At 70.7% G+C, this 24,162-nt stretch carries 22 protein-coding genes; 15 read left to right on the top strand and 7 right to left on the bottom strand.

The window, feature by feature from the left end; translation table 11 throughout:
* The first annotated feature begins 13 nt into the window (after nucleotides 1–13).
* The 5 genes from ACZ6S4_RS07905 (at nucleotide 14) to ACZ6S4_RS07925 (ending at nucleotide 6,815) form a co-directional block, all read left to right on the top strand.
* Nucleotides 14–1,825, top strand: coding sequence for a serine/threonine-protein kinase (locus ACZ6S4_RS07905; RefSeq protein ID WP_465474179.1), 1,812 nt, complete (start codon nucleotides 14–16; stop codon nucleotides 1,823–1,825).
* Nucleotides 1,826–1,869: 44 nt separating this feature from the next.
* A complete protein-coding gene (locus ACZ6S4_RS07910; RefSeq protein ID WP_465474180.1) occupies nucleotides 1,870–3,462 on the top strand; it encodes a M28 family peptidase in 1,593 nt (530 codons plus the stop codon).
* A 147-nt stretch (nucleotides 3,463–3,609) separates the two neighbouring features.
* Nucleotides 3,610–4,971: a hemolysin family protein gene (locus ACZ6S4_RS07915; protein WP_465474181.1), complete on the top strand. Its 1,362-nt coding sequence runs from the start codon at nucleotides 3,610–3,612 to the stop codon at nucleotides 4,969–4,971.
* A complete protein-coding gene (locus tag ACZ6S4_RS07920) occupies nucleotides 4,968–6,026 on the top strand; it encodes a hemolysin family protein (RefSeq protein WP_465474182.1) in 1,059 nt (352 codons plus the stop codon). Before ACZ6S4_RS07915 ends, ACZ6S4_RS07920 begins: the two co-directional genes overlap by 4 nt.
* Nucleotides 6,027–6,038: 12 nt before the next feature.
* Nucleotides 6,039–6,815 (top strand): sporulation protein, encoded by a 777-nt coding sequence (locus ACZ6S4_RS07925; protein WP_465474183.1) that lies wholly within the window; start codon nucleotides 6,039–6,041, stop codon nucleotides 6,813–6,815.
* 267 nt (nucleotides 6,816–7,082) lie between these two features.
* On the opposite strand, the gene leuE is transcribed toward ACZ6S4_RS07925, so the two are convergent.
* The 3 genes from leuE to ACZ6S4_RS07940 all read right to left on the bottom strand — a co-directional run bounded on the left by leuE (nucleotide 7,083) and on the right by ACZ6S4_RS07940 (nucleotide 9,548).
* Nucleotides 7,083–7,796, bottom strand: a complete 714-nt coding sequence (leuE, locus tag ACZ6S4_RS07930; protein ID WP_465474184.1) for a leucine efflux protein LeuE — start codon at nucleotides 7,794–7,796, stop codon at nucleotides 7,083–7,085.
* A 99-nt stretch (nucleotides 7,797–7,895) separates the two neighbouring features.
* Nucleotides 7,896–8,279 (bottom strand): VOC family protein, encoded by a 384-nt coding sequence (locus tag ACZ6S4_RS07935; RefSeq protein ID WP_465474640.1) that lies wholly within the window; start codon nucleotides 8,277–8,279, stop codon nucleotides 7,896–7,898.
* Nucleotides 8,280–8,288: 9 nt separating this feature from the next.
* Entirely contained in the window at nucleotides 8,289–9,548 is a 1,260-nt protein-coding gene (locus ACZ6S4_RS07940) for a bifunctional pyridoxamine 5'-phosphate oxidase family protein/GNAT family N-acetyltransferase (RefSeq protein WP_465474185.1), read from the bottom strand.
* A 47-nt stretch (nucleotides 9,549–9,595) separates the two neighbouring features.
* Between ACZ6S4_RS07940 and ACZ6S4_RS07945 the strand changes: the two genes are divergently transcribed.
* Nucleotides 9,596–10,942: an aminotransferase class I/II-fold pyridoxal phosphate-dependent enzyme gene (locus ACZ6S4_RS07945; protein ID WP_465474186.1), complete on the top strand. Its 1,347-nt coding sequence runs from the start codon at nucleotides 9,596–9,598 to the stop codon at nucleotides 10,940–10,942.
* Between the two features lie 108 nt (nucleotides 10,943–11,050).
* Entirely contained in the window at nucleotides 11,051–11,713 is a 663-nt protein-coding gene (locus tag ACZ6S4_RS07950; RefSeq protein WP_465474187.1) for a UdgX family uracil-DNA binding protein, read from the top strand.
* Here ACZ6S4_RS07950 and ACZ6S4_RS07955 read toward each other — a convergent pair.
* Nucleotides 11,685–12,386 (bottom strand): GNAT family N-acetyltransferase, encoded by a 702-nt coding sequence (locus ACZ6S4_RS07955; protein WP_465474188.1) that lies wholly within the window; start codon nucleotides 12,384–12,386, stop codon nucleotides 11,685–11,687. The genes ACZ6S4_RS07950 and ACZ6S4_RS07955 overlap by 29 nt on opposite strands.
* Before the next feature lie 72 nt (nucleotides 12,387–12,458).
* Here ACZ6S4_RS07955 and ACZ6S4_RS07960 point away from each other — a divergent pair, with 72 nt between their 5' ends.
* The 7 genes from ACZ6S4_RS07960 (at nucleotide 12,459) to rny (ending at nucleotide 21,132) form a co-directional block, all read left to right on the top strand.
* Nucleotides 12,459–12,659, top strand: coding sequence for a DUF3046 domain-containing protein (locus tag ACZ6S4_RS07960; RefSeq protein WP_360549713.1), 201 nt, complete (start codon nucleotides 12,459–12,461; stop codon nucleotides 12,657–12,659).
* 198 nt (nucleotides 12,660–12,857) lie between these two features.
* Nucleotides 12,858–13,904, top strand: a complete 1,047-nt coding sequence (gene recA / locus ACZ6S4_RS07965) for a recombinase RecA (protein ID WP_465474189.1) — start codon at nucleotides 12,858–12,860, stop codon at nucleotides 13,902–13,904.
* A 198-nt stretch (nucleotides 13,905–14,102) separates the two neighbouring features.
* Nucleotides 14,103–14,480 (top strand): hypothetical protein, encoded by a 378-nt coding sequence (locus ACZ6S4_RS07970; protein WP_465474190.1) that lies wholly within the window; start codon nucleotides 14,103–14,105, stop codon nucleotides 14,478–14,480.
* A gap of 318 nt (nucleotides 14,481–14,798) precedes the next feature.
* A complete protein-coding gene (locus ACZ6S4_RS07975; protein WP_465474191.1) occupies nucleotides 14,799–15,629 on the top strand; it encodes a regulatory protein RecX in 831 nt (276 codons plus the stop codon).
* 680 nt (nucleotides 15,630–16,309) lie between these two features.
* Nucleotides 16,310–16,960: a hypothetical protein gene (locus tag ACZ6S4_RS07980; protein ID WP_465474192.1), complete on the top strand. Its 651-nt coding sequence runs from the start codon at nucleotides 16,310–16,312 to the stop codon at nucleotides 16,958–16,960.
* Nucleotides 16,961–18,564: 1,604 nt separating this feature from the next.
* Complete coding sequence (locus ACZ6S4_RS07985) at nucleotides 18,565–19,032, top strand: hypothetical protein (protein ID WP_465474193.1); 468 nt, start codon at nucleotides 18,565–18,567, stop codon at nucleotides 19,030–19,032.
* A 375-nt stretch (nucleotides 19,033–19,407) separates the two neighbouring features.
* Complete coding sequence (gene rny, locus ACZ6S4_RS07990; RefSeq protein ID WP_360814237.1) at nucleotides 19,408–21,132, top strand: ribonuclease Y; 1,725 nt, start codon at nucleotides 19,408–19,410, stop codon at nucleotides 21,130–21,132.
* A 98-nt stretch (nucleotides 21,133–21,230) separates the two neighbouring features.
* Here rny and ACZ6S4_RS07995 read toward each other — a convergent pair whose 3' ends face one another.
* The gene (locus tag ACZ6S4_RS07995) at nucleotides 21,231–22,100 is read right to left on the bottom strand and encodes an MmyB family transcriptional regulator (RefSeq protein WP_465474194.1); all 870 of its coding nucleotides are present in this window, start codon (nucleotides 22,098–22,100) and stop codon (nucleotides 21,231–21,233) included.
* A 131-nt stretch (nucleotides 22,101–22,231) separates the two neighbouring features.
* Here ACZ6S4_RS07995 and ACZ6S4_RS08000 point away from each other — a divergent pair, with 131 nt between their 5' ends.
* Nucleotides 22,232–22,441 (top strand): tautomerase family protein, encoded by a 210-nt coding sequence (locus ACZ6S4_RS08000; protein ID WP_465474195.1) that lies wholly within the window; start codon nucleotides 22,232–22,234, stop codon nucleotides 22,439–22,441.
* Nucleotides 22,442–22,486: 45 nt separating this feature from the next.
* On the opposite strand, the gene ACZ6S4_RS08005 is transcribed toward ACZ6S4_RS08000, so the two are convergent.
* Nucleotides 22,487–23,368, bottom strand: a complete 882-nt coding sequence (locus ACZ6S4_RS08005) for an amino acid ABC transporter permease (RefSeq protein WP_465474196.1) — start codon at nucleotides 23,366–23,368, stop codon at nucleotides 22,487–22,489.
* Entirely contained in the window at nucleotides 23,365–24,039 is a 675-nt protein-coding gene (locus ACZ6S4_RS08010; RefSeq protein ID WP_360549695.1) for an amino acid ABC transporter permease, read from the bottom strand. Before ACZ6S4_RS08010 ends, ACZ6S4_RS08005 begins: the two co-directional genes overlap by 4 nt.
* Between the last annotated feature and the right edge of the window lie 123 nt (nucleotides 24,040–24,162).

Genomic DNA, 24,162 nt, shown 5'->3' on the forward strand with positions numbered 1-24,162 from the left:
CGGATGGGGGCTGATGGCGGTCAGGCGCATGCTCATCGCCGGTCGGTACCGGCTCCTGGAGCCGGTCGGCTCCGGCGGCATGGGCCGGGTCTGGCTGGCCCGTGACGAGATGCTCGACCGGGACGTCGCCGTCAAGGAGTTCGTCCCGCCGGAGTGGATGACCGACGAGGAGCAGGCCCGGCTGCGCACCCGCACCCTGCGCGAGGCCCGCAGCGCCGCCCGGCTCAACCACCCGCACGTGGTGCGGATCTACGACGTCGTGCACGCCGACGATCTGCCCTGGATCGTGATGGAGTACGTCCCGTCCCGCTCGCTGCACCAGGTCATCGGCGAGGACGGCGCCTTCGCGCCGGCCGAGGCGGCCCGGATCGGCCTGGACGTGCTCGACGCCCTGACTGCCGCGCACCGGGCCGGCGTGCTGCACCGCGACGTCAAGCCGCACAACGTGCTGATCGGTCACGACGGACGGGTCGTGCTCACCGACTTCGGCCTGGCCACCTTCGTCGACGACGGCTCGGTCACCGGCCCCGGCATGGTGGTCGGCTCTCCGCAGTACGTCTCCCCGGAGCGGGCCCGTGACGGGGCGTCCACCGTGGAGTCCGACCTGTGGTCCTTCGGCGCGACCCTGTACGCCGCCGTCGAGGGACGCTCCCCGTTCGCCCGCGACAGCGCCATGGCGACGCTGATGGCGCTGGCCACGGACGAGGCCGACCCGCCGGTGCGGGCCGGGCCGCTGGCTCCCGTGCTCACCGGACTGCTGCGCCGCGAGCCGGTGGAACGGCTCACCGGTGCCGAGGTGGCCGAGCGGCTGCGCTTGATCGTGGCGGAGGCCGGTCTGCTCCCGGCACCGTCGAGGACGTCCGGGACGACGTTCGGCCGTGCGGTCGTACCCGGCCCCAGAAAGGCCCCCGACGATCAGCCCGGCCCGGACGCCCGCCCGCAGCCGCAGCCGGCGCCCGTCGAGGCGAAAGCCGAGCCGGCCGGTGGCGGCCTCGGCGCTGCCCTGGCCGAGGCCCTGCCCGGTGTTGTCTACCCGCCCGGACCGGCCGCCGAGCAGGTGGAGCACCTGAGTGAGCCGCTCATCCCGGCCCAGCGCCGTGCCCCGGCCGAGGTCGACCCGCCGAGGTCACGCCGCCGGCTCCTCGTCGCGGGTGTGGTCCTGGCCGTGCTCGCCGGTGGTGGCGTCGCCGCCGGGCTGACGCTGCGCGATGACGACGACCGGGCCCAGCCGGCGGCGATCGGGGCCACCCCAAGCGTCGTCACGTCCTCGGGCAGCGGCGGCAGCTCCGGTGGCTTCAGCCCGGTGAACTGCGCCAGCCCGGCACCGCCCGGACTGCCCCGCACGCCGGTCGCGGGGGCGGAGAAGCTGCGCGACGGCTGGGCGTTGTATCCGGGCTGGTCGTATTTCAGTGACGCCGGCTTCCACATCGCGGTCCCGGACGGCTGGACCTATCAGACCATCGGCACCACGATCTGCTTCCGCGACCCGAGCAACCTCAGGATCCTCAGCATCGACCCCGACCGCAGCCCGCAGGGTGACCCGGTGCAGGCGTGCCGCAAGGAAGTGAACCGGCTGCGGGCCGCCGGTGACCTGCGCAATTACACCGAGCTGCGGATCGACCGGGTGCCCGGCCTGGCCCGGGCGGCGGACTGGGAATACACGTACGACGGGCGCGACGGTGACCGGATGCACGCGATGACCCGGTGGCGCGCGGCGAACGACGGCCGGGCGTACGCGATCGGGCTGATGACCCTGGACCTGGACTGGCCCGGCAATTTCGAGAAATGGGGCATGATCCAGAGCACCTTCTTCACGGACAGCTGAGATATGGCTCATTCGATATGAGTGCATAGAACTGCGTCTCTGCGATGCTCGGCGTGGCCGCCGCCACACCCTGGGCGACGGCGCCCCCCGAGCCCCGCGGAGGACACCCCGTGAGAGCAGTTCCATTGATCGGCGCGTCGGCCTTGCTGGCCGCCCTCTTCGCCGCCCCCGTCCAGGCCGCTCCCGTCGCCGCGGCCGCCGTGGCACCGCCCGACATCCCGGTCGCGAACGTCAAGGCGCACCTCACCCAGCTCCAGTCGATCGCCACGGCGAACGGCGGCAACCGCGCGCACGGCCGCCCCGGCTACCTGGCCTCGGTGACCTACGTGAAGGGTCTGCTCGACGCGGCCGGCTTCACCACCCAGCAGCAGTCGTTCACCTACAACGGCGCGACCGGCTACAACCTCATCGCGGACTGGCCCGGCGGCGACACCTCCGACACCCTCATGGTCGGCGCGCACCTGGACAGCGTCACGGCCGGCCCCGGGATCAACGACAACGGCTCCGGCTCGGCCGCCAACCTCGAGGTCGCGCTGGCCGTCGCCCGGACCGGCTTCCAGCCCGCCCGGCACCTGCGCTTCGGCTGGTGGGGCGCCGAGGAGCTCGGCCTGCGCGGCTCCACCGCGTACGTGAACTCGCTGAGCTCGGCGCAGAAGGCGGCCATCGGCGGTTACCTGAACTTCGACATGGTCGGCTCGCCGAACCCCGGCTACTTCCTCTACGACGGCGACAACTCCGACGGCACGGGCTCGGGCCCCGGCCCCGCGGGCTCCGCCGAGATCGAGGACACGCTGGAGGCGTACTTCGCATCGATCGGCGTGCCGACCCGCGGCACCGACTTCGACGGGCGCAGCGACTACGGCCCGTTCATCGCGGCGGGCATCCCCGCCGGCGGCATCTTCACCGGGGCGGAGGGCCGCAAGACCGCGGCCCAGGTGACCCTCTGGGGCGGTACGACCGGCGCGTTCGACCCCTGCTACCACGCTGCCTGTGACACCAGCGCGAACATCAACGACACGGCGCTGAACCGTAACTCCGACGCGATCGCCGCCGCGGTCTGGGCGCTGGCCGACGGCGGCGGCACCGAGCCTCCGCCCGGCGAGACGGTCTACTCGGACACGTTCGAGACCGCGACCGGCTGGACCACCAACGCCGGGGCCACCGACACCGCGACCGCCGGCGCCTTCGAACGCGGTGACCCGGCCGCCACCACCTCGGGCGTGGCCACCCAGCTGGGCACCACGGTCAGCGGCACCAACGACCTGGTCACCGGCGCGGCCGCCGGGGCCAGTGCCGGCGCCAACGACGTGGACGGCGGCACCACGACGATCCGGTCGCCGGCGATCACGCTGCCCACCGGCACACTGAACCTGTCGTTCTCCTGGTACCTCGCGCACCTGAACAACGCGACCAGCGGCGACTACTTCCGGGTCCGGGTCATCTCCGGCAGCACCACGACCACGGTCTTCACCCAGGCCGGGGCGGCGAGCAACCGCGCCGCCGCGTGGCAGGCCGCGACGGTCAACCTCTCCGCGTACGCCGGGCAGTCCATCCGGCTGCAGGTGGAGGCGGCCGACACCGGCACGGCGAGCCTGGTGGAGGCGGCTGTGGACAACGTCACCATCACCCGCGCCTGACGGACGGGGGCGTGCGGGGGTGCGGCTGCGGCCGTACCCCCGCTCGGGTTTCTCACAGCGGACTTGCAGCCGCCGCTGCTATCTTTTTCGGATGATCGGCAGTATGCAGCCGGGCTCGGCCCGGCTTCTCGTCTTTCCGGCCCGGCCATGTTGATCCTGGTCGGATTTCTGCTAGTCATCCTGGTGACAGCCGTAACGGGGTATTTCGTCGCCCAGGAGTTCGGGTATGTCGCGGTCGACCGCAGCCGCCTGCGCCAGGATGCCGAGCAGGGCGACAAGGCCGCGGAGCGCGCCCTCAAGGTCACTGAACGGCTCTCGTTCGTGCTGTCCGGCGCGCAGCTCGGCATCACGGTCACAGCCCTGATCGTCGGCTATGTCGCCGAGCCGTTCCTCGGTGAGGGCTTCGCCGACCTGCTCGGCGTGGCCGGGGTGCCCACCGCGGTGAGCCTGCCCATCTCGATCGTGCTGGCCCTGCTCATCGCCACCGTCGTGCAGATGGTCCTGGGCGAGCTCGCTCCCAAGAACTTCGCGATCGCCCGGGCCGAGACCCTGGCCAAGGCGCTCAGCCGCTCGACGCTGATCTACCTGGCCGTCTTCGGGCCGATCATCAAGCTCTTCGACAAGGCCGCGGCCCGGCTGCTGCGCCGGATCGGCATCGAGCCGATCGATGAGCTGCCCGAGGGGGCCACGGAGGAGGACCTCGAGCACATCATCGCCGAGTCCCGCGCCGAGGGTCACCTCGATCCGGAGCTCTCGGCACTGCTCGACCGCGGCCTCGACTTCCGCCGCCGGGTCGCGTCCGAGGTGATGATCCCCCGGGTGGATGTGCACACGGTCCGCGCCGGCGACCCGGCGTCCCAGGTGGTGAAGCTGCTCGACACCGGCCGGTCCCGTTTCCCGGTCCGCGCCGGCACCGGCGTCGACGAGATCATCGGAGTGGTCGGCATCGCGGACGTCCTGACCGTGCCCGCGGCCGACCGTGCCACGGTCCCGGTCGAGTCGCTGGCCGTGCCCCCGCTCTTCGTGCCCGCCTCGTTGCGCCTGCCCGCGGTGCTGGACCGGCTGCGCGGCGACCACCGCCAGCTCGCCTGCGTGGTCGACGAGTACGGCGGCTTCGCCGGCATCATCACCCTCGAGGACATCGCCGAGGAACTGGTCGGCCCGATCCGCGACGAGGACGACCTGCCCGAGCCGGCCCCCGCCCGCCAGCAGGACGGCTCGTGGATCGTCCCGGCCCGCTGGCGCATCGACGAGGTCATCGACGCGACCGGCGTGGACCTGCCGGAGAGCGACGAGTACGACACGGTGTCCGGCCTGGTGATGTCCGAACTCGGCCGGGTGCCGCAGGTCGGCGACGCCGTGTCGCTCGCCTCCGGCACAGCGCTCGCGGTGCTCTCGGTGGACAGGCACGTGCCTGACGCCGTACGCGTGTCGGCCCCGCCCGGGCCCGCCGCCGTCTCCGCCACCGCTCTCGCCGCCGCTCTCGACGCCGAGGAGGAGTCCCGATGAGCACGACCTGGGCCGTGATCTGCTCCGTGCTGCTGCTCGCCGGGAACGCGTTCTTCGTCGCCGCCGAGTTCGCCCTGGTGGCCAGCAAGCGCTACCGCCTGGAACACGCCGCCGCGGAGGGCAGCCGGGCCGCCCGCGCCGCCCTGGACGGCAGCCGCGAGCTGTCCCTGATGCTCGCCGCCGCCCAGCTCGGCATCACACTGTGCTCGCTGGGCCTGGGCGCGCTGGCCGAGCCGGCCATCGAGCACCTGGTCCACCCGCTGCTGCACGGCATCGGCCTGCCGGACATGCCGAGCGGCATCATCGCGTTCCTGCTGGCGCTGGTCGTCGTCACGTTCCTGCACCTGGTGGTCGGCGAGATGATGCCGAAATCGTGGGCGATCACCGACCCGGAACGCTCGGCGACCCTGCTGGCGCTGCCGTTCCGCGGCTTCGTCCGGATGGTCCGCCCAGCCCTGCTGGCGCTGAACGCCCTGGCCAACGTGGCGCTGCGCCCGTTCGGGGTGCACCCGCAGGACCAGCTGGCCCAGGCGCACGGCCCGCAGGAGATGCACATTCTGCTGGAACGCTCCCGCGCGGAAGGCCTGATCGGCGCGGAGCAGACCGAGCTGCTGACGAGCATGCTGAAGCTGCAGGACACCAAGGTCGCCGACGTGATGACCCCGGACGCCCAGCTGGTGACGGTCCCGCCGGAGGCCTCGGCCCTGGACATCGAGGCGGCGTCGCTGCGCTGCGGCCGGTCCCGGCTGGTGGTGGTCTCCCCGACGGGCGAGGCGCTGGGCGTGGTGCACGTCCGCGACGCGATCCGGGTCACCACCCCGGGCGGGACGGCGACGGCGGCCGAGCTGATGGACCCGCCGTTCACGCTGGAAGCGGCGGTCACGGTCACGGATGCGGTGACCCGGATGCGGGCGGCCCGGGCCCAGTTCGCGCTGGTGACCCGCCGAGGCCAGGGCCGGGTCGGCTTCGTCGCCCTGGAGGACCTGCTGGAGCAGGTCATCGGCGAATTCGACGACGAGACGGACCCGGTGCCGGTGGGCCGGCGCATGCGCTGAGAGGATGGCCGGATGGTCTTCGCGAGAGTGCTGCGAGCGTTCGGGGTAGGCGGACCGAGCGTCGACACGGTCCTGACCGACCCGGCCACCCACCCCGGCGGCACCCTGCACGGCGAGGTCAGAGTGGCCGGCGGTGAATACGACGTGCTGATCGACAACATCGTGCTGGCCCTGGTGACCCGCGTGGAAGCGGAAGACGGCGAAGCCCTCCTGGAATTCCACCGCGCCTCGGTGGCGGGGAACTTCACGCTCGGGGCGGGGGTGCGCGAGGACATCCCGTTCACATTGACGGTGCCGTGGGAGACGCCGGTGACGCACCTGGCGGGTAAACCGCTGGCCGGGATGACGATGGGCGTGCGGACCGAACTGTCGGTGGCGAAATCGGTGGACCAGGGGGATCTGGACGGGGTGGAGATCCATCCGATGCCGGCCCAGGAGAAAATCTTGGCGGCCTTCGACCGCCTGGGCTTTCGGCTGCGCCACGCGGACGTGGAAAGAGGCGGGATCTACGGGGTACGGCAGGAGCTGCCGTTCTACCAGGAAATCGAGTACGCGGCGCCGGCGGAGTACGCGAAGTCCATGGACGAGGTGGAAGTGACCTTCGTGGCGGACTCGATGGGGATCGAAGTGATCCTGGAGTTCGACAAGCGTGGGGGGTTGTTGCGGGAGGGGCGGGATAGTTACGCCCGGTACCGGGTCTCGTATGACGAGGTCTCCGGGGTGGATTGGGTGTCGGTGGTGGAGGGGTGGGTGCACGAGGTGGCTGGCCGGGGGCCTCTGCCGGGCTGAGGCTGGCGTGCCGTTGCTCGCCGCCAGCTGACCGCTGTCGTCGCTTGCCGCCAGCTGACCGCTGTCGTTGCCGCCGCCTGCTGGCGGATGCCTGATGGCGTTGCCGTCGCATGTTGGCGGATGCCTGATGGCGTTGCCGTCGCATGTTGGCGGAGCCCGTTGCTCGCTGACCGCCGCCTGCTGACGATTGGCTTCTGGCCGTTGGCCGCCATCGGCCCACTGCCGTCTTCGCTGACCGTTCCCTCCTCGGCTGTTGCCGTTCGGTGGTCAGCCGGTGGTGGCGGTGGCGAGCTTGATCCCGAAGCCGACGAACACAGCGCCGACCCCGGTCGCCACGGCCGCGGACAGCCGCTGACGACGCCGGAACTGGCCGGCCAGGAACCGCCCGCCAAAGATCAGCCCGGTGAGATAGAGCGCGCTGAACACCTGCAGCACCGCCCCGAGGATCAGGAACGACAGCGCAGGATGGGCATACCCCGGCTCGACGAACTGGATGAAGAACGAAACCACGAACAGGATCGCCTTCGGATTGAGCAGGCTGACAACCAGCGCCCGCCGGAACGGCCGCTGCATCCCCGCACTGAGCCCGGTAGGCCGCACCTGATCTACGGCACCAGCTACGTTTCCGGCCGTCCCCGCATCGGCACTCTGCTGAGTGACCGCCGCCGAATCACTGCGACCACGCCACTTCTGCCAGGCCCCACGGATGATGCCGAAGCCCACCCAGGCGAGGTACGCCGCACCCGCGTACTTGATCACCATGAACGCTGGCGGAAACGTCTGCAGCAGCGAAGCAACGCCGGCAGCAGCCAGCACCATGAGCACCGTGTCCCCGACGAACACCCCAGCGGCGGCCCGGTATCCCGCTCGCACCCCGCGCTGCGCGCCAACCGTCAGCACAAAGATGGAGTTGGGCCCAGGCAGCAACACGATCGCGACCGTGCCCAGCACGTACGTCCAGAAGTCAGTGATCCCCAGCACGCCTCCATCCTCAGCGCCCCGACGAGGCGCCGGCAGTACCCGTAGAGCCAGATCCTTGTGGCCTTGCGCACGTCGTCGAGCGTCCCTGGACCGAGAGCTCTACACCGGGTCCACCCGCCGCCGCAGCAGGCAGAACTCATTGCCCTCGGGATCGGCGAGCACATGCCAGCTCTCGTCCCCCGTCTGGCCGACGTCGGCCGGCCGGGCACCGATCGCGAGAAGCCGCTCCAATTCCGCGTCCTGGTCGCGATCGGTCGCATTGACGTCGATGTGCAGGCGCAGCTGACCTGTCTTCGGCGTCGTGGTCCGGTTGAACACGATGGTCGGTTGCGGTCCGCCGAACCCACCATCGGCTGGCCCGATTTCGATGTCGCCGTTGGCGTCACGCTCCAGCTCGACGTAGCCGAGCACCTCGCACCAGAACCGGGCGAGCAGGTCAGGATCGAGCGCGTCCAGCACGAGCTCAGTTATGCGGCATGCCATCCCCACACCCTAATGAAGCTCAGCCGGTGAATCGCTGCTCTCCAGGCGAGCTCGGAGGCGCTCCGCGGCCGCGGGCCATTCCTCCACCGTCATCGCGAACAGCACCGTGTCCCGCCAGGTTCCGTCCGGGCGCAACCGGTGGCGCCGGATCATCCCGTCCCGCGTCGCGCCGAGCCGAGCGATCGCCTGTTGCGATCGCTCGTTGCGAATGTCGGTGTACCAGAACACCCGTTCCGCGCCGAGCACCTCGAAGGCCCGTTCCATCAGCAGCAGCTTGGCCTCCGTGTTCACCCCGGTGCGCCACCACCGGCGGCCCAGGACAGTGTGGCCGATGCCGACCGCCTGCCGTTCCGGGTCAATGTCGTGATAGCTCGTCATGCCCATCACCTCGCCGGTCCGCGGATCGACTTGCGCCCACGAAACCCTCTTGCCTTCCCACTGCTCGCGGGCGGCGACAGCGATGAGCTCGGCCATCTCGGCGCTGCTCCGCGGCCGCTCGCCGGGCAGGTGCTGCCACACCTCGTCATCGCCGATCGCCGCCAGCAGGCCGTCCGCGTGACCGGGGGCCAGCGGCTCCAACGCGACATGTCGGCCGCGCATCGGCGCCGCGATGTGCCACGGCGAGGTCGGTCCCGGCAGGTAGGCGGGCGGGGGACCGCTGACTCCGGCATCCGGCTCCGGCGGGCCGGCAACCCGCCGAAGCGGCAGCACGCCGGCCCAGTGCGGCAGCGACAGATCCTCCGGGTCGTCCACGACGCCGCCGGTGCGCGCTCGCACGGACACTTCGACGAGAGGCAGCGCCAGCACCGTGGTCGTCGCCAGCTCACGTGCCGTCGGCGGCCTGCTCGCCGCGCTGCGGCCGTGGCCGATCCGCTCCACCAGGGCGTCCATCGCCGCGCGCTTTTCCGACAGATCATTGACCGGCTTGGCGTTGCCGTGCACCACGACCGATCGGTAGTTGGCGCTGTGGTGGAACTGGGAGCGCGCATAGACGATGCCGTCGAGCAGGGTCACCGACACGGCCACCGGCACGCCGTCGCCTCGCGCCTGCAATCCCAGCCGGCCGCCCGTGGAAGCGTGCAGATACAACGTGTCCTCGACGCGGACGTGCAGCGTGGGCAGCACCCGTGGCTCACCGTCGACCACGAAGGCGACGGAACAGTCATACGCCTCGTCCAGGATGGCGTGTGCCTTATCGCGTTCGTAGTGCATCCGGTCGCGATTGCGGGTGGCCGTGGTCCGAGCGGTGGGCTGATAGAGGTCGGTCACGGAAACCCTCCTTGCCAACGGGCCTGTACTAGTACAGAATCTGTCTTGTGCCAGCACAGTATCAGGTCACCGGATCCAGCGCCGCCTCGATTTCCGCGAGCATCGAGGCGGGGGTTCGCCTCGGCGACTGGGGTTGGGGTGATCGCCTGCCGCCCATCCGGGTTCTCGCCGACAGCTTGCACGTCAGCCCGGCCACCGTGTCGAAGGCCTATCAGGAGCTGCGTCAGCGCGGCATCGTCGAGTCCGTGGGCCGCCAGGGCACCCGCATCCGGGCCCGGCCGGCCGTGGCCAGCCCGCGCTCGGCGCTGCGGCTGCCGGTGCCGGCGGGCGCGCTCGACCTGGCCGCCGGCGACCCCGACACCCGGCTGCTGCCGTCCCTGGGCCGGCACCTTCGGGCGGTGTCCGATGAGGTCGGTCCCCCCATGGGGTACGCGGCAGCCGGCGCGATGCCCGAGCTCATCGACGCAGCCCGGCCCCGCCTCGCCGCTGACGGAGTGCCCGTTGACGATGCCGCCATCACTGTCACCAACGGCACCCTCGACGCCATCGAGCGACTGCTGACGGCACATCTGCGCCCAGGCGACCCGGTGGCGGTCGAGGATCCCGGCTGGGCCAATCTGCTCGACCTCTTGGGCGCACTGGGCCTGACTGCCGTCCCGGTCGCAGTCGACGACGAGGGCCCGCTGCCTGACCGGCTCGCTGCCGCGTTGAGAGGAGGGGCGCGCGCCGCCGTGATCACGGCTCGCGCGCAGAATCCCACCGGCGCCTCGGTCACCGCCGGCCGCGCGACAGAGCTGCAGGCGGTCCTGAGCCGCAATCCCGAGGTGCTCCTGATCGAGGACGACCACGCCGCCGAGCTGGCGGGCGTGCCCTTGCACTGCCTCGGCGGCGCGACGCAGTCGTGGGCATTCGTCCGATCGGCCTCGAAGCCCTACGGCCCAGATCTGCGCATCGCCGTCATGGCCGGGGATGAGGCGACCATCGCGCGCGTGGTCGGCCGCATGCGTATCGGAGCCGGCTGGGTGTCCACAGTGCTGCAACGTCTGCTGCTGAGACTGTGGCACGACGAGGAAACCGAGGCCCAGATCGCCGCGGCAGGTGCGGACTACGACCGTCGCCGCCGTTCGCTGCGCGAGGCGCTGGCGGTGCGCGGAGTGCGGGCGCGAGGTGCTACCGGCATCAACGTCTGGGTCAACGTCGAGGACGAGACCCGCATGGTGGCGACCCTGCGCGATGCGGGCTATGCGGTCGCCCCGGGTTCCCTGTTCCGCATGGAGGCACCACCCGGCGTCAGGCTGACGGTCAGCCCCATCGACGACGACGCCATCGAAGCCCTGGCCGACAAGGTCGCCGCCGCAGCCCATCCCGCCGCCGTGCCCACCCCCTCACGATGACGGCCTACTTCAGGCTCAGTCGGCGGGAACGCCGGCACTGCCGTCCGCGATGCGGCGATCGGGTGAGCCTGCGCGCGTGGACCGGACGCGACGGGGTAGAACGTGTGCATGGCTACGACGCAAGCCCCGCCCGGTGCGCAGGAATTCATTCCCGCCGACGCGAAGGGCCTCGACGAGCTCAAAGCGGCGGCGCCCGGCTGCCGTGGGTGCGAGCTCTACGAGAACGCCACCCAGGTGGTTTTCGGCCGCGGTGCCGAACATGCCCGGTTGGTGCTGGTGGGGGAGCAGCCCGGCGACATCGAGGACCAGCAGGGCCTGCCCTTCGTGGGCCCGGCCGGCCGGCTGCTCCGCGACGCGGTGGGCGACGCGGGCATCGACCCGTCGATCATCTACCTGACCAACACTGTGAAGCATTTCCGCTTCGAGCTGCGGGGCAAGCGGCGCATCCACCAGACGCCGGGCCCGGCGCACATCACGGCCTGCCGGCCGTGGCTGGTCGCCGAGTTCTCGCAGCTGAAGCCGGATTTGGTGGTGGCGCTCGGAGCCACTGCGGCAAAGGCCCTGTTCGGACCGTCGTTCCGGGTCACCAGGTCACGCGGCGAACTGCTGCCCTGGCCGGCGTCGGCACAGCGCCCGCAGGACTTCCCGGTCGCCGAGTCGCGTGCCCTGGCCACGATCCACCCGTCCGCGGTGCTGCGGGCCGACGACCGGGACGCCGCCTACAGCGGCCTGGTCGACGATCTCAAAGTCGCGGCGACGGTCCTGGGCTGACCGGTACGCGCAACGACACGTTCACGTTCTCCCTGCGCCGTACGAAGCCGATCGCCGTGAACAGGTGGTTCGCGGCGGTGTTGGTTGCCATGGTGTGCAGAAACGGGCGGTCGCCGCGCTCGTAGATCTCGGCTGCGACGGCGAGCACCAGTCGTGCGGCGAGGCCGCGACCGCGGTAGCCGGGATCGGTGCAGACCGCGCTGATCTCACTCCAGCCCGGCGGCCGGATCCGTTCGCCGGCCATCGCCACCAGCGTGCCGCCGTGCCGGATGCCGCGGTAAGTGCCCAGCTCAATCGTGCGCGGCCGGAACGGGCCTGGTCCGGTCCGGCCCACGAGATCGATCATCTCGGGGACGTCGGTCGCGGTCAGCACGACTGCCTCCGGATCCGGTACGGCCCGTACGGTCGCGTCGACCAGTTGCAGCGTGGGGCTGGTGCCTCGGACCTCCCAGCGCAGGCCGCGGGGCGGGTTCGCCGTGATCGACAACTCGGTGCCGGGGCCGGCCAGCACTGCCAGGTCGTTCCAGCATCGAGGATCGGCGGCGTCCTCGAGAGCGAAGAACGGCGCCACGTCGGGGTGGTAGCGAGCGGCCCGACCGACGACACCGGCGAACCGCGCGTGCGGGCCGGTGAGGGCGGCCCAGCTCGGCCGGTCAAGAACGTCCACTGTCACCAGCACATAGTGATGTGTGTCTCAGCGTGCCGTCGAGCAGGGCCACCACGACGCCGCGGGTAGGCTTTTCCCGTGCGGTTGACAGACTTCTGGGGGCGCCTCGAACAGGCCTTCGGCCCCGCTTATGCGCGGAGTCTCGCCGCGGATCAGAGTTTTGCGGCGCTCGACGGGCGCACCATTAACGAATCCATAGCTCAGGGTGTGGAGACGGTTACTATCTGGCGTGCGGTGGTTTCCGCGTACCCCGATCGGGTGCCTGCCAGGCTGCGCTGACCCCTTTTTTCGTACGCTTGTTCTGGCGTGTCGCTCGTAGTCGTACACCTGTTCGGCTATTGTCCTCAGCGGTGTGGTCATCCACAGGGCATGGCCGGGTACCGGTTTTTGTCAGACCCTAGGTCTAGCGTGGCCCGCGTGATGAACAGAAGCTCTTCGGCGAAGGCGCCCGGAAAGTCGAATACAGGGGTGGCGGACATGGTGGCAGGACCTGATCGGGACAAGGCGCTAGACCTTGCTCTCGCGCAGATCGACAAGCAGTTCGGCAAGGGCTCGGTGATGCGCCTCGGGGAGCGGCCGGTCGTCCAGATGGCCGTCATCCCCACCGGCTCCATCGCGCTCGACATCGCGCTCGGCGTCGGCGGCCTGCCGCGCGGCCGCGTCATCGAGGTCTACGGACCGGAGTCCAGCGGTAAGACGACGGTGGCCCTGCACGCGGTGGCCAACGCCCAGCGCAATGGTGGCATCGCGGCGTTCATCGACGCGGAGCACGCGCTCGACCCGGAATACGCCCGCAACCTCGGCGTCGACACGGACGCACTGCTGGTGTCCCAGCCCGACACCGGTGAGCAGGCGCTCGAGATCGCGGACATGCTGATCCGCTCCGGCGCGCTCGACATCATCGTCATCGACTCGGTGGCCGCGCTCGTGCCGCGCGCCGAGATCGAGGGCGAGATGGGCGACAGCCACGTGGGTCTGCAGGCCCGCCTGATGAGCCAGGCGCTCCGCAAGATCACCGGTATCCTCAACAACTCCGGCACGACCGCGATCTTCATCAACCAGCTCCGCGAGAAGATCGGCGTCATGTTCGGCTCGCCCGAGACCACGACCGGTGGCCGGGCCCTGAAGTTCTACTCGTCGGTGCGTCTCGACGTGCGCCGCATCGAGAGCCTCAAGGACGGCACTGACGTGGTGGGCAACCGCACCCGCGTCAAGGTCGTGAAGAACAAGGTCGCCGCGCCGTTCAAGCAGGCCGAGTTCGACATCATGTACGGCAAGGGCATCTCCCGCGAGGGCTCGCTGATCGATGTCGGCGTCGAGCAGAGCATCGTGCGCAAGTCCGGCGCCTGGTACACGTACGACGGTGACCAGTTGGGCCAAGGCAAGGAAAAGGCGCGCGAGTTCCTGAAGGAGAACCCGGACGTCGCGGCCGAGATCGAGAAGAAGATCCTGGAGAAGCTCGGCGTCGGCCAGACCACCGGCGACGCCGCCGGCGGCCCGGAACTGCCCCCGGTCGACTTCTGACCGATGCGAACGCCGCCGCCACGGTTCGCCGAACCCGGCCCGCAAGGGCCGGGTTCACCCCTCAAGCCGAACGGCGATAGGTCGAATGCCGGCGCGGCCGGTGGGCCCGATACGGACGTGGCCGGTGGGCCGAACGCCGGCGTGGCCGGCAGACCGGATGTGGGCGGTCGACTTGACGCTGGCGGACCCGGCGCAGGCATGGCCGGTCGGCAGGCCGTCAAGGCTGAGGTGGGCGCAGGTCAGGCCGGTGATGCCCAGCTTTTCCTGTTGGTCGACCTGGCGCCGGCTCGATCCGTCGGCTTGGTGCGAGCCGACGTGGCGGGGGTGCGGGCCGTCGGCTCGATGCAGGCCGACCTGGCGGGGGCTCGATCCGTCGGCTTGGTGCGAGGCGACGTGGCGGGGGTGCGGGCCGTCGGCTCGATGCAGGCCGACCTGGCGGGGGCTCGATCCGTCGGCTTGGTGCGAGCCGACCCAGCGGGGGTGCAGGTCGTCGGCTCGACGCAGGCCGATGTGGCGGGGGTGCAGGCCGTCGGCTCGGCGCAGGTCGACGTGGCGGGGTGCGGACCGTCGACTTGATGCCGGCCAAGCTGATGCCGGACCGGGCCAACGATGGCGAGCTGATCATGGGCAGTAAATCTTGAGCGGGCCGAAGAGCGGCGGCCGACCGGGCGGACAGCCCGGATCATCGGCGATGATGACTTCGCCGCAGGTGGATGCCGACGTGGCTTCCAGCGTTCCCGCTGGTGCGTCGGCCAATGCCCGGCGAGCGGCAGGTCGACGTCCATGACGATGTCCTCACTGCTGCCGTGTCCGATGTCAGAGCGAGTTGCTGGCCGCGTGTGGTCGTCTGCGCGCGAGCCGGATACCAAGGTTGTGGCGGAGCGGAGCTGAGGCATGGCCGGTCGACGTGGTGCGAGGTCCGGGCGAGGTTGGGACGCGATCCCACCGCGGCCCGCGCAGGACGATTCGCCCGGCGGCGAGCCCGGGTCGGAAGACCCGGAACGCGGCACAGCCGGGAATCGGCGCCGCCGCGGCTCGTCCGGTGGCTCTTCGTCCGGCGCTTTCGGCTCATCCGGGAGCCGTTCGTTCGGCAGCGGTAATCGCTCTGGCGCCGGCGGCGGGCGTTTCGGAAGTGGTGACGGTGGTCGTGCCGGGAAGGACGCTTCCGAGCGTCCTCCGGAGCCGCCGGGGAGCGAGTCCGAGGTGGCCCGCGACATCTGCCTCCGGCAGCTCGCAGTGCGGCCGCGCACGCGGGCGGAGCTCGCGAAGACGCTGGCCCGTAAGGAGATCTCCGAACAGGTGATCGCCGAGGTCCTCGACCGTTACGACGAGGTCGGGATCATCGACGACGCCGCGTTCGCGCGGATGTGGGTGTCGACCCGGCACCAGGGCCGCGGACTGGCCCGCCGGGCGCTGGCCAACGAACTGCGCCAGCACGGCGTCGAGTCCGAAGTAGCCACCGAAGCCCTCGAAACGCTGGACGACGAGGCCGAGGCGACCACGGCGCGCGCCCTGGTCGACCGCAAGCTGCGTTCGGCGAGGGGTACGCCTGATCAGGTGTTCCGTCGGCTCGTGGGCATGTTGGCCCGCAAAGGCTATCCGGCCGGCGTAGCTATCCAGGCGGTCAAGGAAGCACTTGCCGCGCGTGACGAGGAAGCCGCTGAATTCGCCGACCAGATCGACGCGGACGCGCTCGCTGACGAAGCCACCGACACTCTGTCCTGAGTACGAGCGACTCCTTACCGCAGGCCCGCTCAATTGTTATCGCGATGAGACCGCCCGTGACTTCTCGACCGCGGGCGAAGCGTTGCGCTTAACGCAGGCAATAGTGGTTGAGCCGGCGCGCTTGCCACGAAAGTAATCGGCGCATCACCCTGTGCTGTTGACGCAGGGCTTCGTCGGAGTCCCCAAATTGCGGCGTCTATCAGGCTTCGACCGCGATGGGGGCCAGGCGCTGGAGGAGTCAAGCGCGCCCGGATTTCGGCTCGTCAGGCACGTGATCAGCATCGACGTGCCAATTCGCCGTACCGGTCAAGCGGGCACCCGTATGGCGACCGATTGCATTGGTGATGCCTGCTCGATGCGCACGGTGGCCGGCGGATTGGGCAGCCCTCCCGGTGCTCAGGGGAATGCCCGATCGGCGAGGTGTCCGACTTCTGCCATATTGTCAACGGTGGATAGAAGTCAGGCCATGATCGCCGGTAAGTTACAGCCCGGACTACGGGGATCACTGTCCATTGCGGATGGCGGTCCTCCACAGTACGGGGAGGAAAATGAAGACGAATCGACTCGCACGCCATCGCGGCGTGCGTGCTGCGGCTCGACTGGGCGTCATCATCGGCGCCGTTGGGGTGGCTGCCCTCGCGGGCGCCAACGCTGCCAATGCCTCGACCATCACGGACTCCATGCGGGGTGTCGTCGTGCTCACCGAGCCGGCCGCCGCGGGGGACGATGACAAGGCCACCAAAGCGGAAGAGGACCCGCCGGGCGGCGGCGGTGGCGGCGAGGAGCCGGGCGGCGAGCCCGGTGGCGAGGACCCGGGTGGCGAACCCGGCGGTGAGGATCCGGGTGGTGAAGATCCGGGTGGCGAGGACCCGGGTGGCGAGGACCCGGGTGGCGAGGACCCGGGTGGTGAAGATCCGGGTGGTGAAGATCCGGGTGGCGAGGACCCGGGTGGCGAGGACCCGGGTGGCGAGGACCCGGGTGGCGAGGACCCGGGCGGTGAAGACCCGGGTGGCGAGCAGCCGGGTGGTGGTGGCTCCGGTCCTACCGACCCGACCACTCCGCCCGACTCCGGCACTGGTGGCGGCTCGGGCTCCGACGACGGCGATGACTCCGACGGCGGCTCCGGCAACGGCGGCTCCGGCAACGGTGGCAACAACGGCGACTCCAACACCGCGGGTGGTGGAGGCGGCTCCAACTCTGGCGGCGGTGGCCTCCCGGTGACCGGTATCAACGTCATCGGCATCGCGGGCCTCGGCGCCGCAATCGCCGCCGGCGGTGTCGGCCTCGTCCTCGTGACGCGGCGCCGGCGCCCCGAAGGCGCGGACGCCTGATCCCAGCCGGCATCCGAGTGCCCGGTCCTCACCGGCCGGGCACTCGCGGCACCTTCGTCAACGAGTCCTGCTGATCGAAGAGGCTGCGCCGGGCCGGCGATTGAGGGCCCTGCACTGGCCGGACCCTCGTCACCGTGTCCTGCTGATCAAAAGGCTTGGGCCGCGCAGGCGATTGAGGGAGCCCGGCATTCGTCGGGCGCTGAAGGTGTCGCGCTGATCGCGGGACCGCCTCGGTCCAGCCAGATGTACGACGATGGACCCGCAGCCCCGCCAGGCTGCGGGTCCATCGTCGTAGATGGATCTTCCGGGGCGTCGGTGATGGCCGCGGACTGGTAATCTGCTGCGTCGTGACAGACGACTCCCACCCTGCTCGGCGCGGTGGCGGCCCGCTTCGCGAGGACGCTGACGCGACGGCTCAGGTCGTCCAGCACTCAGGCCCCGCCGACTCCGCGAAGCCCTTCGTTCCAGGGTCGCCCGCCGGCGCCGAAATCCCTGCTCAGCCCGCCGGTCCGGTGCACCAGCCCGGTCTGGCGCAGGCTCACCAGTCCCCTACGCCGCCGACTTATCCGCAGAGCGCCCACCCCGGCGGAGGCCAGACTCCGATCACTCACCCGGTCGCTTCGAGCGCCACCGGCGGAGCCGCGATGCCCGCGCCTGCAAATGGGGTCACAAGCGGCGCATCGCCCATTCAGAGCGACGGAGCGGGGGGCTATGGCCCGTTTCACGGCGGCACCGAGCCGGTGAGCGGTGCCTACGGCCAGCAGAGTTTCGGAGCGGATCCCGTCTACGGAGACCCGAGGGCCAATCCGGCCGCCGTCAGTGACCCGGCCTTCGGGGCGGGGGCGCCCCCCTTCGCCGCGCCGCCGAGCGCCTTAGGCCAAGACCAGCCCTACGGCGCCGCGCCCACCTCAGGCGCTGCCCCGGGCCGGATCTACAGCGCGATGCCGACCTCAGATGCCGGCCCGACCCCGGGTCAAGACCAGCCCTACGGAACCTCAGGCGCTGTTCCAAGCCAGACCTACGGCGCAATACCAACCGCCGGAACCACGCCAACCTCGGCCGCCGACCTCGCCTATGGCGCCGCGCCGATCTCCGGAGCCGGCCCGGCCTCGGCCGCCAACCCGGCCTATGGCGCCGCGCCGATCTCCGGAGCCGGCCCGGCCTCGGCCGCCAACCCGGCCTATGGCGCCGCGCCGATCTCCGGAGCCGGCCCAAACCACACCTACGGCCCCACCCCAACATCAGGCGCAGGACCAACCCCGCCCTACGGTCCAACCCCAACCTCCGGAGGCCCAGGCCCAACCTCCAGCCCCCCAAGCTGGTCCGCCACCGACCCCACCTCGGGCCCCACCCCGGACCCGTACGGTTTCTCGGTATCCCCCTCCTACAACCCCGGCCCCCGCATCGAACCAACCCCCAAGCAACCCAAAAGCCGCCTCCTCCTCCCAGCCCTGGCCGGCCTCCTGACCGGCCTGCTGATCTTCGGCACCGGCGGCTGGTTCCTCGGCCGATCCACCGCCGACCCGGCCACCCCGGCCCCGACTCAATCCACGCCGGCGCAGGCCGGACCCGCAGTAGCCCTGCCCCCGTACGAGCAGAACCAGGTGACGATCAACCAGCCGAAGTTCGCCGGCCCGCTCGCCCCCGTCGCTCAGGGGTGGCTTCCTCACCTCTCCGGCTGCCAGCGCAACGGGGAGAAGGACGGCCCCGTTCTCAACAAGGGGGAGAAGGCCCGGGTCCGCTGCGAGATGGACGCCATGAGTGTGATCTTCGTGGAGTACGCCACCGTCGCCGACCGGGACAAGGCTCGGGTCAAGACCCTTGGGCAGAATGTCGACGCGCGGACCCTCACGCCCGGGGCCGCCGGCGCTGCTGTTGAGCGGGCCACTCCGTCCGGCCGGAGCAACGGCAACTACGTGGAGTACGCGTACCAGGCCTCCGGCAAGACCGTCGCCGGGATCTGGTGGGACGACTCGCCTACTCCGGTGGCCGCCTACCTGCTTGCTTACTGGAAGGAAGGGACCGGCGAGAAGTGGGAGCCGATGCGCGACGTCTGGGCCCGCTACGCCTGAATTGCCCCCCAACGTACTTGAGCAGGGCGTGAGCGGGTCTGTGCCGTACGTCCCATCCGCTGCCGAATCATGAGTCCTTGACCGAAGCGGCACTCGCGACCTAGCCTCGCGTTACACAAGGTTTGCTCGACCATCGCAGGCTAAGCGCACAACATAGATCGCATTACATTACGGCATCACTTGAGGCGCAGGGCGCCGTCGATGCCTCCGCCGCCCGCAGACCGCGCGGGCGGGGGCCAGTCATACCCGCGGTCGGTCCTCGACGCCAACGCGTGGCGCCGTCGGCTGGCCACGCCTGCGGTCAGTCGCCTTGGTCGGGCATTCCCTCAGGCAGCCGACGCAGTGATGCGGCGCGGCGAAGGGAGACTCGGCGAGATGACCGCCCTGGAGTGGGTACTCGTAGTGGCGATCGTCGTTCTCGCCGCCTTCGTGGTGGTCGGCCTGGTCCTGGGCGCCCGGGCGCTGCGTCAGCTGCAGGAGAGCAAGACCGCCGACCGGGAGAGCCGCGAGCAGACCCTCGACGCCGCCAAAGCCAAGGTCGACGACGCGAACGCCAAGGCTGCCTCCGTACGAGCGGAAGCCGCCGCCGCCAAAGCCGAAGCCACCTCCGCGCGGGCCGAGGCCCGCCGGGTTCTCGAGGCCGCCCACGAGGAAGCGGACACGATCCTCGAGCACGCGCACCGCCAGGCCGAGTCCGACGCGGAGCAGGTCCGCACGGCGGCCCGGCGCAGCGGCGAACGGGAGGTCGCCCTGCTCAACGCGACCGCCAAGGAGCACGCCGCCGAGGTCGAGCGCCGCGCGGCCCGGATCGACGAGCGCGAGCGGCTGCACGCCGACGAGGTGGAACGCCTGGTCGAACGGGAGCGCCGGCTCGCCGCGATGGACGCCGACCTGTCGGCTCGCGAGGCTGCGCTGTCCGCCCGCGAGGCCGAGCTGACCATCGCCGAGGAGAGCCGCCGCAAGGAGCTCGAGCGGGTCGCGGGCCTGACCGCCGACGCCGCCCGCGCCGAACTGATCGACACCCTCGAGAGCCAGGCCAAACGCGAGGCCGCGATCCTGATCCGGGACATCGAGAGTGAGGCGAAGCACACCGCCGACACCCGGGCCCGGCACATCGTGGTCGACGCCATCCAGCGGATCGCCAGCGAGCAGACCGCGGAGAGCGTGGTCAGCGTCCTGCACCTGCCCAGCGACGAGATGAAGGGCCGGATCATTGGCCGCGAGGGCCGCAACATCCGGGCCTTCGAGTCCACGACGGGCGTCAACCTGATCATCGACGACACCCCGGAGGCGGTGCTGCTCTCCTGCTTCGACCCGGTGCGCCGCGAGGTGGGCCGGCTCACGCTGGAGAAGCTGGTCCTCGACGGGCGGATCCACCCGCACCGCATCGAGGAGGTTTTCGACAGCGCCAAGAACGAGGTCGACCGGCTCTGCGAGCGCGCGGCCGAGGAAGCCCTGGTCGACGTCGGCATCACCGACCTGCACCCCGAGCTCGCGACGCTGCTGGGCCGGCTGCGCTACCGCACCAGCTACGGCCAGAACGTGCTCAAGCACCTGGTCGAGACCGCGCACATCGCCGGCATCATGGCCGCTGAGCTGGGCCTGGACGTCCCGACGATCAAGCGGTCGGCGTTCCTGCACGACATCGGCAAGGCGTTGACCCACGAGGTCGAGGGCAGCCACGCGCTGATCGGCGCGGACCTGGCCCGCAAGTACGGCGAGTCCGAGGACGTCGTGCACGCCATCGAGGCGCACCACAACGAGGTCCAGCCGCAGACCATCGAGGCCGTGCTGACCCAGGCCGCGGACGCCTGCTCCGGCGGCCGGCCGGGCGCGCGCCGGGAGAGCCTCGAGGCCTACGTGAAGCGCCTGGAGCGGATCGAGGAGATCGCGGCCGGCAAGGTCGGCGTCGACAAGGTCTTCGCGATGCAGGCGGGCCGCGAGATCCGCGTCATGGTCCGGCCCGAGGACGTGGACGACATCGGCGCGGCGGTCCTGGCCCGCGACGTCGCCAAGCAGATCGAGGAAGAGCTCACCTACCCCGGCCAGATCCGGGTGACGGTCGTCCGCGAGTCGCGCGTGACCGAGTTGGCCAGGTAAAAGGCAAGATCAAGGTCAGGGGCATGTCGTGCCTGGCTGCATGGCACTGACCGTCGCTCCCGCCGAGACCGGGCGAGGGCGGCCAATCGCCTGGCGGCTCATGAGCGGCCACCCTCACCCTGCCAGCTGATTGCATGGTTCAAAACCGACGGGCTCAAGGTCTGCGTGCCGATGACCGCCAGCAGCTGCAACTGGTCCACGGCCGGACTGCCCGGTGGTGCCGTGAAGAACTGGAGCCGCTGCCGCCCGTCCTCGCTGAACAGGTTCTGGCAGTTGATGTCCAGCACACCGAGCTCCGCGTGGTTGATGCGTTTGCGCTCGCCACGCCGTACCGCGACATCGCCTGTCTCCCAGAGCGCGACGAACTCACGCCCGGTCCGGTGCAGCCGGGTGACCAGGTCCCGGGCCTCGGGGTCGGCGCCGCGCCGGGCGACCGCCGCGCGCAGGTCGCTGACCAGCACCTTCGAGTGGTGCGGGCGGTCGGCCTCCGGATAGATCGACCTGCTGGCCGGCTCCGCGAACCAGCGGTAGAGGTAGTCGCGCACCGGTGAGCCCAGGAGTGCCTCGGCCGGCCTGTTCTGCACCACCGTCTCGTGCAGGTCGGTCATGATCCGGGCGGGCGTGCTGCCGAGCTGGTCCAGCAGGGTCAGCATCGCCGGCGGCACGTGCGCGGCCGTGCCGTGGGCCGCCGGGACCGCGCGCCCAGCGAGCAGGAACAGGTGGTCGCGTTCGTCGGCGTCCAGGCGCAGCGCCCGGGCCAGGGCCGCCAGCATCTGCGCCGACGGCTGGGCGCCGCGGCCGCGTTCCAGCTCGGTGTAGTACTCCACCGAGGCGCCGGCCAGCTGGGCGACCTCGTCGCGGCGCAGGCCCGGCACCCGGCGGCGTGGCCCGGACGGCAGGCCCGCCTCCGCGGGGGTGCTCCGGGCCCGCCGGGATCGCAGAAAGACGCCCAGCTCAGAGAGATTCACCCGGCCAGTGTCGCCGGTGCGGGCCGGCGCATCCAGGGGTTGACGTCCCCTGGATGACCGCCCGGCCGGGCGCCACGCTGGTGCCGGGTCAGCGGACGCCGGCCCGATCACCACCACGATGCGGAGACGACATGCCGTTCGCGAATCTGAAGGTGCCGGCCGGGCTGCTCTCGAACGAGCAGAAGGAAGTCCTCGTGCACCGGGTCACCGACCTGTACGCCGAGACGTTCGGCGACGCCGTACGGGACAACACCATGGTGCTCGTCGACGAGGTCGCCGACGGCGGCTGGGGTTTCCGGGGTGAGGTCCTCACCCTGGCCAAGCTGCAGCAGGGCGGCTGAACGGTTGCCGGCGCCCGGGATCGCCCGGGCGCCGGATCACCGCAGTCAGGCTCCGCCCGCGTCGCCGGCCTGCACCGCCGCGGCCGGCACCGGCCCGATGGTCACCTTCGGGGCCTTGCCCTGGCGCCGGGTCCGGCGTTCCAGCCAGCCCGCGAGGGCGGTCAGGGACGCGTTCACCGCGATGTAGATGATCGCCGCGACGATGGCCGCCGCGACGATGTTGCCGAAGTTGGCCGCCAGCGTGTTCACGCCGTCCTGCAGCAGCTCCGAGTAGCCGATGATGTAGCCCAGCGCCGTGTCCTTGACCAGGACGACCAGCTGGCTGACGATCACCGGGAGCATCGCCCGGGCCGCCTGCGGCACCAGGATCTCGCGCATCACCTGGCTCTTGCGCATGCCGATCGCGTAGCCGGCCTCGCTCTGCCCGCGCGGCACCGACTTGATGCCCGCGCGGAACGCCTCCGCCAGCACCGAGCCGTTGTAGAGCGTCAGGCCGATGACCACGGCCCAGAACGGGTCCATCGGCGCCTCGGTGATGAAGGGGACGCCGTAGAAGATGAAGAACATCAGCAGCAGCAGCGGTACGGCGCGGAAGAACTCCACGATCACGCCGGACGGCACGCTGAGCCACCAGTGGTCGGAGAGCCGCCCGACCGAGAAGACGATGCCGAAGAGCAGGGAGAGCACCATCGCCACGGCGGCCGCGCTCAGGGTCGCCCACAGGCCCGGCAGGATGTAGTCCGTCCAGGTCGACGACTCGGTGAACGGCTCCCACAGCGCCGCCGCCCACTGGCCCTTCTCGTCGAACTTGCGGTAGATCCAGTACAGCAGGGCCAGCCCGGCGAGACCGAAGATCCCGGTCAGGACGGCGTTACGGACCTTGGCCTTGGGCCCCGGGTGGTCGTAGAGAACAGCGTCGGCACTCATCGCTTCACCGCCAGCCGGTTGGCCAGCCAGCCGAAGGCGTAGCCGGTGGGGATCAGGACCAGGGCGAAGGTGCCGGCGAAGACCAGGAAGATCGCGATGACCGCGTCGCCGTTGGCGTTGATCAGTTCCTTCATCGCGTTCGAGGACTCGGCCAGGCCGATCGTGCCGACGATGGTCGAGTTCTTCGCCAGGGCGATGAAGATGCTGCCCAGCGGCGCAACCACCGCGCGGCCGGCCTGCGGCAGGATCACCATCGTCAGGGTCTGGAAGAACGACATGCCGATCGCCCGGGCGGCCTCGGCCTGCCCGGCGGGGACCGTGTTGATGCCGGAGCGGATCGCCTCGCACACGAACGCGGCGGTGTAGACCGACAACCCGATCACGCCGAGCCAGTAGTTGTTGAGGTCGATGTCGTCGGCCAGGGACAGGCCCAGGGTCGAGAACAGACCGAAGTAGCAGAAGAACACGATCAGCGTCAGCGGCGTGTTCCGGAACGTGTTGACCCACAGGGTGCCGAAGCCGCGCAGGACCGGCACCGGCGAGACGCGCATCGCGGCGAGCACCACGCCGAGCACGAGCGCGCCCACGGTGCCGGCCGCGGTCAGTTTCAGGATCCAGAGGAAACCCGTGACGTACACGTCGAAGTTGCTCGGATCGGAGAAGACGTCCATCGTCCTCACTTCCTCACGCCGCGGCAGGGAACAACCGGGCGGGGGGGGGGGGGGGGGGGGCCCCCCCCCCCCCCCGCCACCCCCCCCCCCCCCCTCCCCTTTTCCTCTCCCCACCCGCGCCCC

Source organism: Actinoplanes sp. NPDC051405, assembly GCF_055586185.1.